At 51.2% G+C, this 14,139-nt stretch carries 12 protein-coding genes, 4 tRNA genes and 1 rRNA gene; 15 read left to right on the top strand and 2 right to left on the bottom strand.

The window, feature by feature from the left end; translation table 11 throughout:
• The first annotated feature begins 23 nt into the window (after positions 1-23).
• The 3 genes from rrf to birA all read left to right on the top strand — a co-directional run bounded on the left by rrf (position 24) and on the right by birA (position 2,250).
• Positions 24-139: ribosomal RNA gene (gene rrf / locus N7922_RS23460) — 5S ribosomal RNA — on the top strand.
• A 123-nt stretch (positions 140-262) separates the two neighbouring features.
• Positions 263-1,291 (top strand): UDP-N-acetylmuramate dehydrogenase, encoded by a 1,029-nt coding sequence (gene murB, locus N7922_RS23455; protein WP_263098503.1) that lies wholly within the window; start codon positions 263-265, stop codon positions 1,289-1,291.
• A complete protein-coding gene (birA, locus tag N7922_RS23450; protein WP_263098502.1) occupies positions 1,288-2,250 on the top strand; it encodes a bifunctional biotin--[acetyl-CoA-carboxylase] ligase/biotin operon repressor BirA in 963 nt (320 codons plus the stop codon). The genes murB and birA overlap by 4 nt, the downstream gene beginning before the upstream one ends.
• Before the next feature lie 36 nt (positions 2,251-2,286).
• On the opposite strand, the gene coaA is transcribed toward birA, so the two are convergent.
• A complete protein-coding gene (gene coaA, locus N7922_RS23445) occupies positions 2,287-3,237 on the bottom strand; it encodes a type I pantothenate kinase (RefSeq protein ID WP_263098501.1) in 951 nt (316 codons plus the stop codon).
• Positions 3,238-3,438: 201 nt separating this feature from the next.
• The gene (locus tag N7922_RS23440) at positions 3,439-3,987 is read right to left on the bottom strand and encodes a GNAT family N-acetyltransferase (protein ID WP_263100993.1); all 549 of its coding nucleotides are present in this window, start codon (positions 3,985-3,987) and stop codon (positions 3,439-3,441) included.
• 339 nt (positions 3,988-4,326) lie between these two features.
• Here N7922_RS23440 and N7922_RS23435 point away from each other — a divergent pair.
• The 12 genes from N7922_RS23435 to rpoB all read left to right on the top strand — a co-directional run bounded on the left by N7922_RS23435 (position 4,327) and on the right by rpoB (position 14,081).
• Positions 4,327-4,402: transfer RNA gene (locus tag N7922_RS23435), tRNA-Thr, on the top strand.
• An 8-nt stretch (positions 4,403-4,410) separates the two neighbouring features.
• Positions 4,411-4,495: transfer RNA gene (locus N7922_RS23430), tRNA-Tyr, on the top strand.
• A 113-nt stretch (positions 4,496-4,608) separates the two neighbouring features.
• Positions 4,609-4,683 (top strand) — tRNA-Gly (locus tag N7922_RS23425).
• 5 nt (positions 4,684-4,688) lie between these two features.
• A tRNA-Thr gene (locus N7922_RS23420) sits at positions 4,689-4,764 on the top strand.
• A gap of 114 nt (positions 4,765-4,878) precedes the next feature.
• Positions 4,879-6,063, top strand: coding sequence for an elongation factor Tu (gene tuf / locus N7922_RS23415; protein WP_263098500.1), 1,185 nt, complete (start codon positions 4,879-4,881; stop codon positions 6,061-6,063).
• Positions 6,064-6,291: 228 nt separating this feature from the next.
• The gene (gene secE / locus N7922_RS23410) at positions 6,292-6,675 is read left to right on the top strand and encodes a preprotein translocase subunit SecE (RefSeq protein WP_003033128.1); all 384 of its coding nucleotides are present in this window, start codon (positions 6,292-6,294) and stop codon (positions 6,673-6,675) included.
• Between the two features lies 1 nt (position 6,676).
• Complete coding sequence (gene nusG / locus N7922_RS23405) at positions 6,677-7,222, top strand: transcription termination/antitermination protein NusG (protein ID WP_007665882.1); 546 nt, start codon at positions 6,677-6,679, stop codon at positions 7,220-7,222.
• Positions 7,223-7,363: 141 nt separating this feature from the next.
• Positions 7,364-7,792, top strand: a complete 429-nt coding sequence (gene rplK, locus N7922_RS23400) for a 50S ribosomal protein L11 (RefSeq protein WP_263098499.1) — start codon at positions 7,364-7,366, stop codon at positions 7,790-7,792.
• Between the two features lie 3 nt (positions 7,793-7,795).
• Positions 7,796-8,500 (top strand): 50S ribosomal protein L1, encoded by a 705-nt coding sequence (rplA, locus tag N7922_RS23395; RefSeq protein ID WP_263098498.1) that lies wholly within the window; start codon positions 7,796-7,798, stop codon positions 8,498-8,500.
• 298 nt (positions 8,501-8,798) lie between these two features.
• Positions 8,799-9,296, top strand: a complete 498-nt coding sequence (gene rplJ / locus N7922_RS23390; RefSeq protein ID WP_002438625.1) for a 50S ribosomal protein L10 — start codon at positions 8,799-8,801, stop codon at positions 9,294-9,296.
• Between the two features lie 66 nt (positions 9,297-9,362).
• Positions 9,363-9,731 (top strand): 50S ribosomal protein L7/L12, encoded by a 369-nt coding sequence (gene rplL, locus N7922_RS23385; RefSeq protein WP_035890291.1) that lies wholly within the window; start codon positions 9,363-9,365, stop codon positions 9,729-9,731.
• Between the two features lie 321 nt (positions 9,732-10,052).
• Positions 10,053-14,081, top strand: coding sequence for a DNA-directed RNA polymerase subunit beta (rpoB, locus tag N7922_RS23380; RefSeq protein ID WP_263098497.1), 4,029 nt, complete (start codon positions 10,053-10,055; stop codon positions 14,079-14,081).
• Positions 14,082-14,139 lie beyond the last annotated feature (58 nt).

The raw sequence follows: 14,139 nt of genomic DNA, 5'->3' as shown, positions 1-14,139 counted from the left end.
TGCGGTCTGATAAACAGAATTTGCCTGGCGGCACTAGCGCGGTGGTCCCACCTGACCCCATGCCGAACTCAGAAGTGAAACGCCGTAGCGCCGATGGTAGTGTGGGGTCTCCCCATGCGAGAGTAGGGAACTGCCAGGCATCAAACACGAAGAACCCTGACCGTAAGGTCAGGGTTTTTTGCTTTTTAGCCTTCCAAACACCACAAGCGCTTACTCTCCGGATACGGTAAACTAGCTGTGTTTTTGCATCAGGATAGCGCCAATGAATCACTCCCTTAAGCCCTGGAATACCTTCGGTATTGATCGTAATGCTCACCGGATTGTTTGCGTCGAAAATACGCAGCAACTGCTGGAAGCCTGGCAAACCGCCGTACAAAACCAGCAACCCGTATTGATTCTGGGTGAAGGTAGCAATGTATTATTTCTACAAGACTTTGCCGGAACGGTCATTATCAACCGTATTCGGGGCATAGAGGTCCACGAAGAGGACGATGCGTGGTTGCTTCATGTCGGTGCCGGGGAGAACTGGCATCACCTCGTGCAATTTACCCTCAGCAACGGGATGCCTGGCCTGGAGAATTTAGCGCTGATCCCTGGCTGTGCAGGCTCATCCCCAATCCAGAATATTGGCGCATATGGCGTTGAGCTACAGCGTGTCTGCAACTATGTTGATTGCATCAACCTCAGCAGCGGCGAGTCGCAGCGTTTGAGTGCACAAGCGTGCCGTTTTGGTTACCGTGACAGTATCTTTAAACACGAGTATCAGGATGGCTATGCCATCACTGCAGTGGGACTGCGTTTACCAAAAAACTGGCAACCAGTGCTGACTTACGGCGATTTAACACGTCTTGATCCGGCGACTGTAACGGCACAACAGGTTTTCGATGCGGTGTGCCATATGCGCATGAGTAAACTGCCCGATCCGAAAGTGCACGGTAATGCTGGCAGTTTCTTTAAAAACCCGGTGGTGACGGCAGAGCAAGCCAATAGCTTATTAGAGGCGTTCCCGAATGCTCCCCATTATCCTCAGGCTGATGGTTCCGTAAAACTGGCCGCAGGCTGGCTTATTGACCAATGCCAGTTGAAGGGGACCGCCGTGAAAGGGGCCGCGATCCATCATTTGCAGGCGTTGGTGCTGATCAATACGGGTCTGGCAACCAGTGAGGATGTTATCCAGCTTGCGCACCTGGTGCGTCAGCGTGTGGGAAACAAATTCAACGTCTGGCTGGAACCAGAGGTCCGTTTTATTGGTTGTGCCGGTGAGGTGAATGCGGTGGAGGCGATTGCGTGAAGGACAATACGATCCCATTAACATTGATTTCTATTTTAGCAGATGGTGAATTCCATTCAGGTGAACAACTTGGCGAACGCCTGGGCATGAGCCGCGCAGCGATTAATAAACATATTCAGACGCTGCGTGACTGGGGAGTTGATGTTTTCACTGTCCCTGGTAAAGGCTATAGCCTCCCGGAGTCTATCCAGCTATTAGATGAAACCATGATCAGCAGCCAGATTAAGCAGGGTAAGGTTGCTGTTCTGCCAGTAATTGATTCAACAAATCAGTATTTGCTGGATCGCCTCAGTGAACTCGATTCCGGTGATGCTTGTGTGGCGGAGTACCAACAGGCCGGGCGAGGGCGTCGTGGTCGAAAATGGGTCTCTCCCTTCGGTGCAAATCTCTATATCTCGATGTACTGGCGTTTAGAACAGGGACCGGCCGCTGCTATCGGTTTAAGCCTGGTGATCGGGATTGTGATGGCTGAAGTTTTACACGATCTGGGTGCTGATCAGGTACGGGTTAAATGGCCTAACGATCTCTATCTTCAGGATCGCAAACTTGCGGGTATTCTCGTCGAACTGACAGGGAAAACCGGCGATGCAGCACAAATTGTCATCGGTGCCGGGGTCAACCTGGTGATGCGTAAAGTACAAGCTGAAGACATCAGTCAGGGCTGGATTAATCTGCAGGAAGCTGGTGTGCACATTGATCGTAACAAGCTTGCTGCACGTTTAATTACAGAGCTGCGTGATGCACTGCAGATGTTTGAGCAAGAAGGGCTGGCTCCTTTTCTTCCTCGCTGGGAGAAACTGGATAATTTTATCCACCGACCGGTGAAATTGATTATCGGTGAGAAAGAGATCTACGGTATTTCGCGCGGAATTGATATCCAGGGTGCCCTGTTACTTGAACAAGATGGCGTAATTAAACCCTGGATGGGAGGCGAAATATCGCTGCGCAGTGCGGAATAATAATCAAAGGGGAGCGCTGATGCTCCCCCTTACTGTTTATTTTCGCAGGCGAACTTGTTCAACAGCATGATTCGCGCTCTTGGTCATAATCAGACTGGCGCGCTCGCGTGTAGGCAGAATGTTTTCTTTAAGATTTAAACCGTTAATCTCTTTCCACAGCGACATTGCAACTTCTATTGCTTCAGCCTCGGACAACTTCGCATAGTTATGGAAATAAGAATCAGGGTTAGTAAAAGCGCCTTCACGGAACTTCAGGAAACGATTGATATACCAGGTCTGTAATAGATCCTCTGGTGCATCAACATAAATAGAAAAATCTACGAAGTCTGAAACAAATACATGGTGCGGATCATGAGGATAATCCATACCACTTTGTAAAACATTCAACCCTTCAAGAATAAGAATATCAGGATGCGTGACCGTTTTGTCACCATCCGGGATCACATCATAAATCAGGTGCGAATAAACGGGGGCCGTAACGTCGGTAACCCCGGATTTAATATCGGAAACGAACTGCACCAGGCGATGCATATCATAGGATTGCGGGAAGCCTTTTTTCTTCATCAACCCGCGATCTTTCAACACCTGGTTGGGGTGCAGAAAGCCGTCAGTGGTAATTAACTCTACCCGACGATGCTCGGGCCAACGGCTGAGTAACGCCTGTAATACACGGGCGGTGGTGCTTTTCCCAACCGCAACGCTACCTGCGATGCTGATGATATAGGGAATGCGCTGACCGTTCGTGCCCAGAAATTGTTCCAGCACGGCTTGTCGACGCAGGTTTGAACTGATGTAGAAATTGAGTAAACGGGAAAGTGGAAGATAAATTTCGGCAACTTCTTCCAGAGAAAGGTCTTCATTAATGCCTTTTAACCTTGCGATTTCGCCCTCAGTCAATGTCATTGGTACGGAATCACGAAGTGCAGCCCACTGGCTGCGATTAAACTGTAAGTAAGGCGTCATTAACGTTTGCTCTTTTTTACTCATAAGCTTTTATCTGCCCACATTACCACTGGCACGCATGCTTCCGGCGCGCTGCGAGAGAGCGTCTCTTAAGGTAACGCGATGGCCCGACGTTATTGAAATAAGTTGGATCAATGGGCAGGAGGTTAACACCAGATGACAGGGAATAATATGAAAAATCGCGTATGCGTGATGCTTTACACGGAAAGCATCACGCTATTCACGTTAGCTGGCAATAGATCGAACTGTCTGATTTACCGCAAATAAGCGTTTAAAATAAATCGCAGCAGGGTGGTAGTACCCGTCGGCGGAACAGAGATAATCCGGTATTTCCCCGAGGCAGCGATATCCCTGCGAGCGGTAAAACGCTTCTGCCCCTGAGCCTGCACGCACTTCCAGAGATAAAACCCCACGTTGACGAGCGCAAGCGCTTTTCTCAAGTTCAGCAAGCAGCTTTTTGCCAACACCTTTACGCCGGGCGCGCCGGTGAACCAGCAGCAATTTAATGGTACCGCGATTAAGCGCTTCAGGCTGCATGTTTAGCGCCAGGCTGATACACCCCACCACGCCTTGCTCATCCCTGGCTATCCAGATTAAGCGCTCGCCTTTTTGAAGCTCATCACGCAGGCGATAGAAGTTACTCTCTGCTTCCTGGTGGCTGGTTGCACGCTGATATCCCACAGAGGCACCACCTTGTAGCGTATCCAGCAGCAAGTCGGCAAGTTCCGGGCAATAGACTGGCAAGGTGGCTGCGTTTAACAGGACAATTTTCATCATTGTGCCTCCGTTATGGGTGATATCCCGGAGATGCAATAAGTGATCCAATTCACATTTTCACGTATGGCTTTGTCTGAACGACTGAAATGCGCCACTTATATGCACCACAACAACGCAATTGCACTGCAGTAAGGCCTGAAAGGAAGACGATGAAAGGGGTAAGAAAAGCGGGAATACTGACTAACAGGGGGCGAAAAACGGTGGGTTTTTCTACTGGGTTGCATGAATTTACAGCATTTTGTCGAGTGGTCGTGCAAAATGTGAGCGATAGAACGGTTTGTGCAATTTTTTTGTTGCATCAATCCCTCTGTCTCCCTAGAATGCGCGCTACTTGATGCCGACTTAGCTCAGTAGGTAGAGCAACTGACTTGTAATCAGTAGGTCACCAGTTCGATTCCGGTAGTCGGCACCATCAAGTCCGGTGGGGTTCCCGAGCGGCCAAAGGGAGCAGACTGTAAATCTGCCGTCACAGACTTCGAAGGTTCGAATCCTTCCCCCACCACCATTTTCGGTTACGCTAAAACGTAACCTGAGTTGGTGTCAGTAAGCGAATCAACTCAAAGGGAGAGTTTCTTCTCCCGATAATACAGAAAGCACTGGGTAGCCGAGTTTCAGGATGCGGGCATCGTATAATGGCTATTACCTCAGCCTTCCAAGCTGATGATGCGGGTTCGATTCCCGCTGCCCGCTCCAGACGTGCTGATATGGCTCAGTTGGTAGAGCGCACCCTTGGTAAGGGTGAGGTCCCCAGTTCGACTCTGGGTATCAGCACCACTTCACTTCTCCTCCCTGGTTTCTCTTCTGTTATTTAGCATTCAACAAGTCGGGCATGTTGCCTGGTTGATGTGGTGATATCACCGATTTATCCGTGTCTTAGAGGGACAATCGATGTCTAAAGAAAAGTTTGAACGTACAAAACCGCACGTTAACGTCGGTACTATCGGCCACGTTGACCATGGTAAAACAACGCTGACTGCTGCAATCACTACCGTTCTGGCAAAAACCTACGGTGGTAACGCTCGCGCATTCGATCAGATCGATAACGCGCCGGAAGAAAAAGCTCGTGGTATCACCATCAACACCTCTCACGTTGAATATGACACCCCGACTCGCCACTACGCACACGTAGACTGCCCGGGCCACGCCGACTATGTTAAAAACATGATCACCGGTGCTGCTCAGATGGACGGCGCGATCCTGGTAGTAGCTGCGACTGACGGCCCGATGCCGCAGACTCGTGAGCACATCCTGCTGGGTCGTCAGGTAGGCGTTCCGTACATCATCGTGTTCCTGAACAAATGCGACATGGTTGATGACGAAGAGCTGCTGGAACTGGTTGAGATGGAAGTTCGTGAACTGCTGTCTCAGTACGATTTCCCGGGCGACGACACCCCGATCGTTCGTGGTTCTGCACTGAAAGCGCTGGAAGGCGAAGCAGAGTGGGAAGCGAAAATCATCGAACTGGCTGGTCACCTGGATTCTTACATCCCGGAACCAGAGCGTGCGATTGACAAGCCGTTCCTGCTGCCGATCGAAGACGTATTCTCCATCTCCGGTCGTGGTACCGTTGTTACCGGTCGTGTAGAGCGCGGTATCATCAAAGTGGGTGAAGAAGTTGAAATCGTGGGTATCAAAGACACCGCGAAATCCACCTGTACTGGCGTTGAAATGTTCCGCAAACTGCTGGACGAAGGCCGTGCTGGTGAGAACGTAGGTGTTCTGCTGCGTGGTATCAAACGTGAAGAAATCGAACGTGGTCAGGTACTGGCTAAGCCGGGTTCCATCAAGCCGCACACCAAATTCGAATCTGAAGTTTATATCCTGTCCAAAGATGAAGGCGGCCGTCATACTCCGTTCTTCAAAGGCTACCGTCCGCAGTTCTACTTCCGTACAACTGACGTGACAGGCACCATCGAACTGCCGGAAGGCGTGGAGATGGTAATGCCGGGCGACAACATCAAAATGGTTGTTACCCTGATTCACCCGATCGCGATGGACGATGGTCTGCGTTTCGCAATCCGTGAAGGCGGCCGTACCGTTGGCGCGGGCGTTGTGGCAAAAGTTCTCAGCTAATCGCTGATAACATTTGACGCAATGCGCAATAAAAGGGCATCATTTGATGCCCTTTTTGTACGCTTTCGAACCAGAACCTGGCTCATCAGTGATTTTTTTTGTCATAATCATTGCTGAGACAGGCTCTGAAGAGGGCGTTAGTCCGAATCTCGCCAGAGCATTTCGGTTTGGTTGCCTCGCCTATGCGGGGCAAAAATGTTTGTCTGAATTCTTGTGACAGGTTGGTTTATGAGTGCGAATACCGAAGCTCAAGGGAGCGGGCGCGGCCTGGAAGCGATGAAGTGGGTTGTTGTTGCAGTACTGCTGCTCGTGGCTATCGTTGGCAACTATCTTTATCGTGACATGATGCTGCCGCTCCGCGCGCTGGCAGTTGTTATTCTGATTGCTGCAGCAGGTGGTGTCGCGCTGTTGACGACGAAGGGTAAAGCGACCGTTGCGTTTGCCCGTGAAGCGAGAACCGAAGTACGTAAAGTGATTTGGCCTACTCGTCAGGAAACATTGCACACCACATTGATCGTGGCTGCGGTAACCGCAGTCATGTCACTGATCCTGTGGGGACTGGATGGTATTCTGGTTCGTCTGGTTTCCTTTATCACTGGCCTGAGGTTCTGAGATGTCTGAAGCTCCTAAAAAGCGCTGGTACGTCGTTCAGGCGTTTTCCGGTTTTGAAGGCCGCGTAGCTACATCGCTGCGTGAGCATATCAAATTACACAATATGGAAGAGTTGTTTGGCGAAGTTATGGTTCCGACCGAAGAAGTGGTTGAGATCCGTGGCGGCCAGCGTCGCAAAAGCGAACGTAAATTCTTCCCCGGCTACGTGCTTGTCCAGATGGTGATGAACGACGCCAGCTGGCACCTGGTGCGCAGCGTCCCGCGCGTGATGGGCTTCATCGGTGGAACTTCCGATCGTCCGGCACCGATTAGCGATAAAGAAGTGGATGCGATCATGAACCGCCTGCAGCAGGTGGGTGATAAGCCGCGTCCGAAAACGCTGTTTGAGCCTGGCGAGATGGTCCGCGTTAACGACGGTCCGTTTGCTGACTTTAATGGTGTGGTTGAAGAAGTGGACTACGAAAAGTCCCGACTGAAAGTCTCTGTTTCTATCTTTGGTCGTGCGACCCCGGTAGAGCTGGATTTCGGTCAGGTCGAAAAAGCCTAAATATTCGGCGATCAAACGTTGCACAAGGCGCGAAATTGACATACAATTTCGCGCCTTTTGTTTTTATGGATCCCGTATCCGTAAAACGTATTTAAACATGGGGAGCCTTTCGGGGCGCTATACCCAAACGAGGAAATTGCAATGGCTAAGAAAGTCCAGGCCTACGTCAAGCTGCAGGTTGCAGCTGGCATGGCAAACCCGAGCCCGCCGGTCGGTCCGGCTCTGGGTCAGCAGGGTGTTAACATCATGGAATTCTGTAAAGCGTTTAACGCCAAAACTGATTCCATCGAAAAAGGTCTGCCAATTCCGGTAGTTATTACCGTTTACGCTGACCGTTCCTTCACTTTCGTTACCAAAACGCCTCCGGCAGCAGTTCTGCTGAAGAAAGCGGCTGGTATCAAGTCTGGTTCCGGCAAGCCGAACAAAGAAAAAGTGGGCAAAGTGACTCGCGCTCAGGTGCAGGAAATTGCTCAGACTAAAGCCGCGGACATGACTGGTGCTGACATTGAAGCGATGACTCGCTCAATCGAAGGTACTGCACGTTCCATGGGCCTGGTAGTGGAGGACTAAGAAATGGCTAAACTGACCAAGCGCATGCGCGTGATCCGTGACAAAGTTGATGCGACCAAACAGTACGACATCAACGAAGCCATTGCTCTGCTGAAAGAGCTGGCCACCGCTAAATTCGTAGAAAGCGTAGACGTTGCCGTTAACCTCGGCATTGATGCGCGTAAATCTGACCAGAACGTACGTGGTGCAACTGTACTGCCGCACGGTACTGGCCGTTCTGTTCGCGTTGCCGTATTTACCCAGGGCCCGAACGCTGAAGCTGCTAAAGCAGCTGGCGCAGAGCTGGTAGGTATGGAAGATCTGGCTGACCAGATCAAGAAAGGCGAAATGAACTTTGACGTTGTTATTGCTTCCCCGGATGCAATGCGCGTTGTTGGCCAGTTGGGCCAGGTTCTGGGTCCGCGTGGCCTGATGCCAAACCCGAAAGTCGGTACTGTAACGCCGAACGTTGCTGAAGCGGTTAAAAACGCGAAAGCCGGTCAGATTCGTTACCGTAACGACAAAAACGGCATCATCCACACCACCATTGGTAAAGTGGACTTTGACGCTGACAAACTGAAAGAAAACCTGGAAGCTCTGCTGGTTGCGCTGAAAAAAGCAAAACCAACTCAGGCGAAAGGCGTGTACATCAAGAAAGTTAGCATCTCCACCACCATGGGTGCTGGTGTTGCGGTCGACCAGGCTGGTCTGAGCGCAGTAGCGAACTAATATTCGCCTTTACGTGGGTGGTGGATTTGTCTACAATCTTTCCCCCACGTTTTACTAACGCGAGTTAGTAAAAAACAGATTTGTTCGTTGGAGCCTGGCCTATCCAGGCCTCCGTCGAAGACCGCAGGTGTTTCGTAAGAAACTTAATTCCCTGCGTAGACGGTGACAGAACCTGAAGAATATTTTTTAAGTACTCTTTGGCTTGTTTCTGCTCACCGTATTAAGACGCTCTTTTCTTTGAGAAGAGTGAAGTGAGTTCCAGGGCATGAGCCCTGGCAAACATCCAGGAGCAAAGCTAATGGCTTTAAATCTTCAAGACAAACAAGCGATTGTTGCTGAAGTCAGCGAAGTAGCCAAAGGCGCGCTGTCTGCGGTTGTTGCGGATTCCCGTGGCGTTACCGTAGATAAAATGACCGAACTGCGTAAAGCAGGTCGCGAAGCCGGCGTTTACATGCGTGTTGTTCGCAACACCCTGCTGCGCCGTGTTGTTGAAGGTACTCAGTTTGAGTGCCTGAAAGACGCGTTCGTTGGTCCGACCCTGATTGCATACTCTATGGAACACCCGGGCGCTGCTGCTCGTCTGTTCAAAGAGTTCGCGAAAGCGAATGCAAAATTTGAGGTCAAAGCCGCTGCCTTTGAAGGTGAGTTGATCCCGGCGTCCCAGATCGATCGCCTGGCAACTCTGCCGACCTACGAAGAAGCAATTGCACGCCTGATGGCGACCATGAAAGAAGCCTCTGCAGGCAAACTGGTCCGTACTCTGGCTGCTGTACGCGATGCGAAAGAAGCTGCTTAATCGCAGTATTCTTTTTAACGCATTCGCTTACGTATAAACTTATTCTGATATTCAGGAACAATTTAAATGTCTATCACTAAAGATCAAATCATTGAAGCAGTTGCCGCTATGTCCGTAATGGACGTTGTAGAACTGATCTCTGCAATGGAAGAAAAATTCGGTGTTTCTGCTGCTGCCGCTGTAGCTGTTGCTGCTGGCCCGGCTGCTGAAGCTGCTGAAGAAAAAACTGAGTTCGACGTAATTCTGAAAGCCGCTGGCGCTAACAAAGTTGCTGTTATCAAAGCAGTACGTGGCGCAACTGGCCTGGGTCTGAAAGAAGCTAAAGACCTGGTAGAATCTGCTCCGGCCGCTCTGAAAGAAGGCGTGAGCAAAGATGACGCTGAAGCTCTGAAAAAATCTCTGGAAGAAGCTGGCGCTGAAGTTGAAGTTAAATAAGCCAACCCTTCCGGTTGCAGCCTGAGAAATCAGGCTGATGGCTGGTGACTTTTTGGTCACCAGCCTTTTTGCGCTGTAAGGTGCCGGCAGCGTTTCACACTGTTTGACTGCCAGTAACCTTTACAATGCTTGTTTCTATCGACGACTTAATATACTGCGACAGAAGAGATCTTCTGTGTAAACCGCAATGAAATGATTTAAGCGTGATAGCAACAAGCATTGCGGAAAGTGCTCCACTTTCCGGTCCAACAAAATAGTGTTGCATAAACTGTCCTGCCTATGGACAGAGTGGGTCGACTTGTCAGCGAGCTGAGGAACCCTATGGTTTACTCCTATACCGAGAAAAAACGTATTCGTAAGGATTTTGGTAAACGTCCACAAGTTCTGGATGTCCCATATCTCCTTTCTATCCAGCTTGACTCGTTCCAGAAGTTTATCGAGCAAGATCCTGAAGGGCAGTACGGTCTGGAAGCGGCTTTCCGCTCCGTGTTCCCGATTAAAAGCTACAGCGGCAATTCGGAACTGCAATACGTCAGCTACCGTCTTGGCGAACCTGTTTTTGATGTTAAAGAATGTCAGATCCGTGGCGTAACATATTCTGCTCCGCTGCGCGTAAAACTGCGTCTGGTGATCTACGAGCGCGAAGCGCCGGAAGGCACTGTTAAAGACATCAAAGAGCAAGAAGTGTACATGGGCGAGATCCCGCTCATGACCGACAACGGTACCTTTGTTATCAACGGTACTGAGCGCGTTATTGTTTCTCAGCTGCACCGTAGCCCTGGCGTCTTCTTTGACAGCGATAAGGGTAAAACCCACTCATCTGGTAAGGTGCTTTATAACGCACGTATCATTCCTTACCGTGGGTCATGGCTGGACTTTGAGTTCGATCCGAAAGACAACCTGTTCGTTCGTATCGACCGCCGCCGTAAGCTGCCGGCCACTATCATTCTGCGTGCGCTGAACTACACCACTGAGCAGATTCTCGATCTGTTCTTTGAAAAAGTTGTCTTTGAGATTCGTGACAACAAGCTGCAGATGGAACTGGTGCCGGAACGCCTGCGTGGCGAAACCGCTTCTTTTGATATCGAAGCGAACGGCAAAATGTATGTTGAAAAAGGCCGTCGCATCACTGCGCGCCATATCCGTCAGTTGGAAAAAGACGAGATTCAGCATATCGAAGTACCGGTTGAATACATCGCAGGCAAAGTTGCCGCGAAAGATTACGTTGATGAATCCACTGGCGAGCTGATTTGCCCGGCGAACATGGAGCTGTCGCTCGATCTGCTGGCAAAACTGAGCCAGTCTGGTCACAAACGTATCGAAACCCTGTTCACCAACGATCTGGACCATGGTCCGTACATTTCTGAAACTGTACGCGTCGACCCGACCAACGATCGCCTGAGCGCGCTGGTAGAAATCTACCGCATGATGCGCCCGGGTGAACCGCCGACTCGCGAAGCGGCTGAAAGCCTGTTCGAGAACCTGTTCTTCTCTGAAGACCGCTACGATCTGTCAGCGGTTGGTCGCATGAAGTTCAACCGTTCTCTGCTGCGCGACAGCATCGAAGGTTCCGGTATCCTGAGCAACGACGACATCATCGAAGTAATGAAAAAACTCATCGGTATCCGTAATGGTATCGGTGAAGTGGATGATATCGACCACCTCGGCAACCGTCGTATCCGTTCCGTGGGCGAAATGGCGGAAAACCAGTTCCGCGTTGGCCTGGTGCGTGTAGAACGTGCGGTGAAAGAGCGTCTGTCTCTCGGCGATCTGGATACCCTGATGCCGCAGGATATGATCAACGCCAAGCCGATCTCCGCGGCAGTGAAAGAGTTCTTTGGTTCCAGCCAGCTGTCTCAGTTTATGGACCAGAACAACCCGCTGTCTGAGATCACGCACAAACGTCGTATCTCTGCACTCGGCCCAGGCGGTCTGACCCGTGAACGCGCAGGCTTTGAAGTTCGAGACGTACACCCGACTCACTACGGTCGCGTATGTCCTATCGAAACGCCTGAAGGTCCGAACATCGGTCTGATCAACTCCCTGTCCGTGTACGCACAGACTAACGAATACGGCTTCCTTGAGACTCCGTATCGTAAAGTGACAGACGGCGTGGTGACTGACGAGATCCATTACCTTTCTGCAATTGAAGAAGGTAACTACGTTATCGCTCAGGCGAACACCAACCTGACGGAAGAAGGTCGTTTCGCAGAAGATCTGGTTACCTGTCGTAGCAAAGGCGAATCGAGCCTGTTCAGCGCAGACCAGGTTGACTACATGGACGTTTCCACCCAGCAGGTGGTTTCCGTCGGTGCGTCCCTGATCCCGTTCCTGGAACACGATGACGCCAACCGTGCATTGATGGGTGCGAACATGCAACGTCAGGCGGTTCCGACTCTGCGCTCTGATAAGCCGCTGGTTGGTACCGGTATGGAACGTGCTGTTGCCGTTGACTCCGGTGTTACCGCAGTTGCTAAACGTGGCGGTACCGTTCAGTACGTGGATGCGTCCCGTATCGTTATCAAAGTTAACGAAGACGAGATGTACCCGGGCGAAGCAGGTATCGACATCTACAACCTGACCAAATACACCCGTTCTAACCAGAACACCTGCATCAACCAGATGCCGTGTGTCTCTCTGGGTGAGCCAATTGAGCGCGGCGATGTGCTGGCTGACGGTCCGTCCACCGACCTCGGTGAACTGGCGCTCGGTCAGAACATGCGCGTAGCGTTCATGCCGTGGAACGGTTACAACTTCGAAGACTCCATCCTCGTCTCCGAGCGTGTGGTTCAGGAAGATCGCTTTACGACTATTCACATCCAGGAACTGGCTTGTGTGTCCCGTGACACCAAACTGGGGCCGGAAGAGATCACTGCCGACATCCCGAACGTGGGTGAAGCTGCGCTCTCCAAACTGGATGAATCCGGTATCGTTTACATCGGTGCGGAAGTGACCGGCGGCGACATTCTGGTTGGTAAGGTAACGCCGAAAGGTGAAACCCAGCTGACGCCAGAAGAGAAACTGCTGCGCGCGATCTTCGGTGAGAAAGCGTCTGACGTTAAAGACTCTTCTCTGCGCGTACCAAACGGTGTTTCCGGTACTGTTATCGACGTTCAGGTCTTTACCCGTGATGGCGTGGAAAAAGACAAACGTGCGCTGGAAATCGAAGAAATGCAGCTTAAGCAGGCTAAAAAAGACCTGTCTGAAGAACTGCAGATCCTCGAAGCTGGCCTGTTTAGCCGTATCCACAGCGTGCTGGTTTCCGGCGGTGTTGAAGCTGATAAGCTCGACAAACTGCCGCGCGACCGCTGGCTGGAACTGGGCCTGACCGACGAAGAGAAACAAAATCAGCTGGAACAACTGGCTGAGCAGTATGACGAACTGAAACACGAGTTCGAGAAAAAACTCGAAGCGAAACGCCGCAAAATCACTCAGGGCGACGATCTGGCACCGGGCGTGCTGAAGATTGTTAAGGTGTATCTGGCCGTTAAACGTCAGATCCAGCCTGGTGATAAAATGGCAGGTCGTCACGGTAACAAGGGTGTTATCTCCAAGATCAACCCGATCGAAGATATGCCTTACGATGAAAACGGCACGCCGGTAGACATCGTACTGAACCCGCTGGGCGTACCGTCTCGTATGAACATCGGTCAGATCCTGGAAACTCACCTGGGTATGGCTGCTAAAGGTATCGGCGATAAGATCAACGCCATGCTGAAACAGCAGCAAGAAGTCGCCAAACTGCGCGAGTTTATCCAGCGTGCGTACGATCTGGGCGCTGACGTTCGCCAGAAAGTTGACCTGAACACCTTCAGCGATGATGAGGTTCTGCGTCTGGCAGAAAACCTGCGCAAAGGCATGCCGATCGCAACGCCGGTCTTCGACGGTGCGAAAGAGTCTGAAATCAAGGAACTGTTACAGCTGGGTGGCCTGCCGACTTCCGGTCAGATCACACTGTTCGACGGTCGTACCGGTGAGCAGTTCGAGCGCCAGGTTACCGTTGGCTACATGTACATGCTGAAACTGAACCACCTGGTTGATGACAAGATGCATGCGCGTTCCACCGGTTCTTACAGCCTGGTTACTCAGCAGCCGCTGGGTGGTAAGGCGCAGTTCGGTGGTCAGCGCTTCGGGGAGATGGAAGTGTGGGCGCTGGAAGCTTACGGCGCAGCATACACCCTGCAAGAAATGCTTACCGTTAAGTCTGATGACGTGAACGGTCGTACCAAGATGTATAAAAACATCGTGGACGGCAACCATCAGATGGAACCGGGTATGCCAGAGTCCTTCAACGTACTGTTGAAAGAGATTCGTTCGCTGGGTATCAACATCGAACTGGAAGACGAGTAATTCTCGCTCAAACAGGTCACTGCTGCCGGGGTAAAACCCGGCAGCGGAATGTGCTAAC

It is taken from the genome of Kosakonia sp. ML.JS2a (genome assembly GCF_025642095.1).
Classification (GTDB): Bacteria; Pseudomonadota; Gammaproteobacteria; order Enterobacterales; family Enterobacteriaceae.
The sequence above is the reverse complement of the archived record's forward strand: the minus strand, read 5'-3'. Positions and strand labels throughout refer to the sequence as shown.

Excerpts from the sequence above, each read along its gene's own strand:
- tuf (WP_263098500.1), top strand. The coding sequence starts at position 4,879 with ATGTCTAAAGAAAAGTTTGAACGTACAAAACCGCACGTTAACGTCGGT.
- rpoB (WP_263098497.1), top strand. The coding sequence starts at position 10,053 with ATGGTTTACTCCTATACCGAGAAAAAACGTATTCGTAAGGATTTTGGT.
- coaA (WP_263098501.1), bottom strand. The coding sequence starts at position 3,237 with ATGAGTAAAAAAGAGCAAACGTTAATGACGCCTTACTTACAGTTTAAT.
- rplJ (WP_002438625.1), top strand. The coding sequence starts at position 8,799 with ATGGCTTTAAATCTTCAAGACAAACAAGCGATTGTTGCTGAAGTCAGC.
- murB (WP_263098503.1), top strand. The coding sequence starts at position 263 with ATGAATCACTCCCTTAAGCCCTGGAATACCTTCGGTATTGATCGTAAT.
- N7922_RS23440 (WP_263100993.1), bottom strand. The coding sequence starts at position 3,987 with ATGAAAATTGTCCTGTTAAACGCAGCCACCTTGCCAGTCTATTGCCCG.
- rplL (WP_035890291.1), top strand. The coding sequence starts at position 9,363 with ATGTCTATCACTAAAGATCAAATCATTGAAGCAGTTGCCGCTATGTCC.
- rplA (WP_263098498.1), top strand. The coding sequence starts at position 7,796 with ATGGCTAAACTGACCAAGCGCATGCGCGTGATCCGTGACAAAGTTGAT.
- secE (WP_003033128.1), top strand. The coding sequence starts at position 6,292 with ATGAGTGCGAATACCGAAGCTCAAGGGAGCGGGCGCGGCCTGGAAGCG.
- rplK (WP_263098499.1), top strand. The coding sequence starts at position 7,364 with ATGGCTAAGAAAGTCCAGGCCTACGTCAAGCTGCAGGTTGCAGCTGGC.
- nusG (WP_007665882.1), top strand. The coding sequence starts at position 6,677 with ATGTCTGAAGCTCCTAAAAAGCGCTGGTACGTCGTTCAGGCGTTTTCC.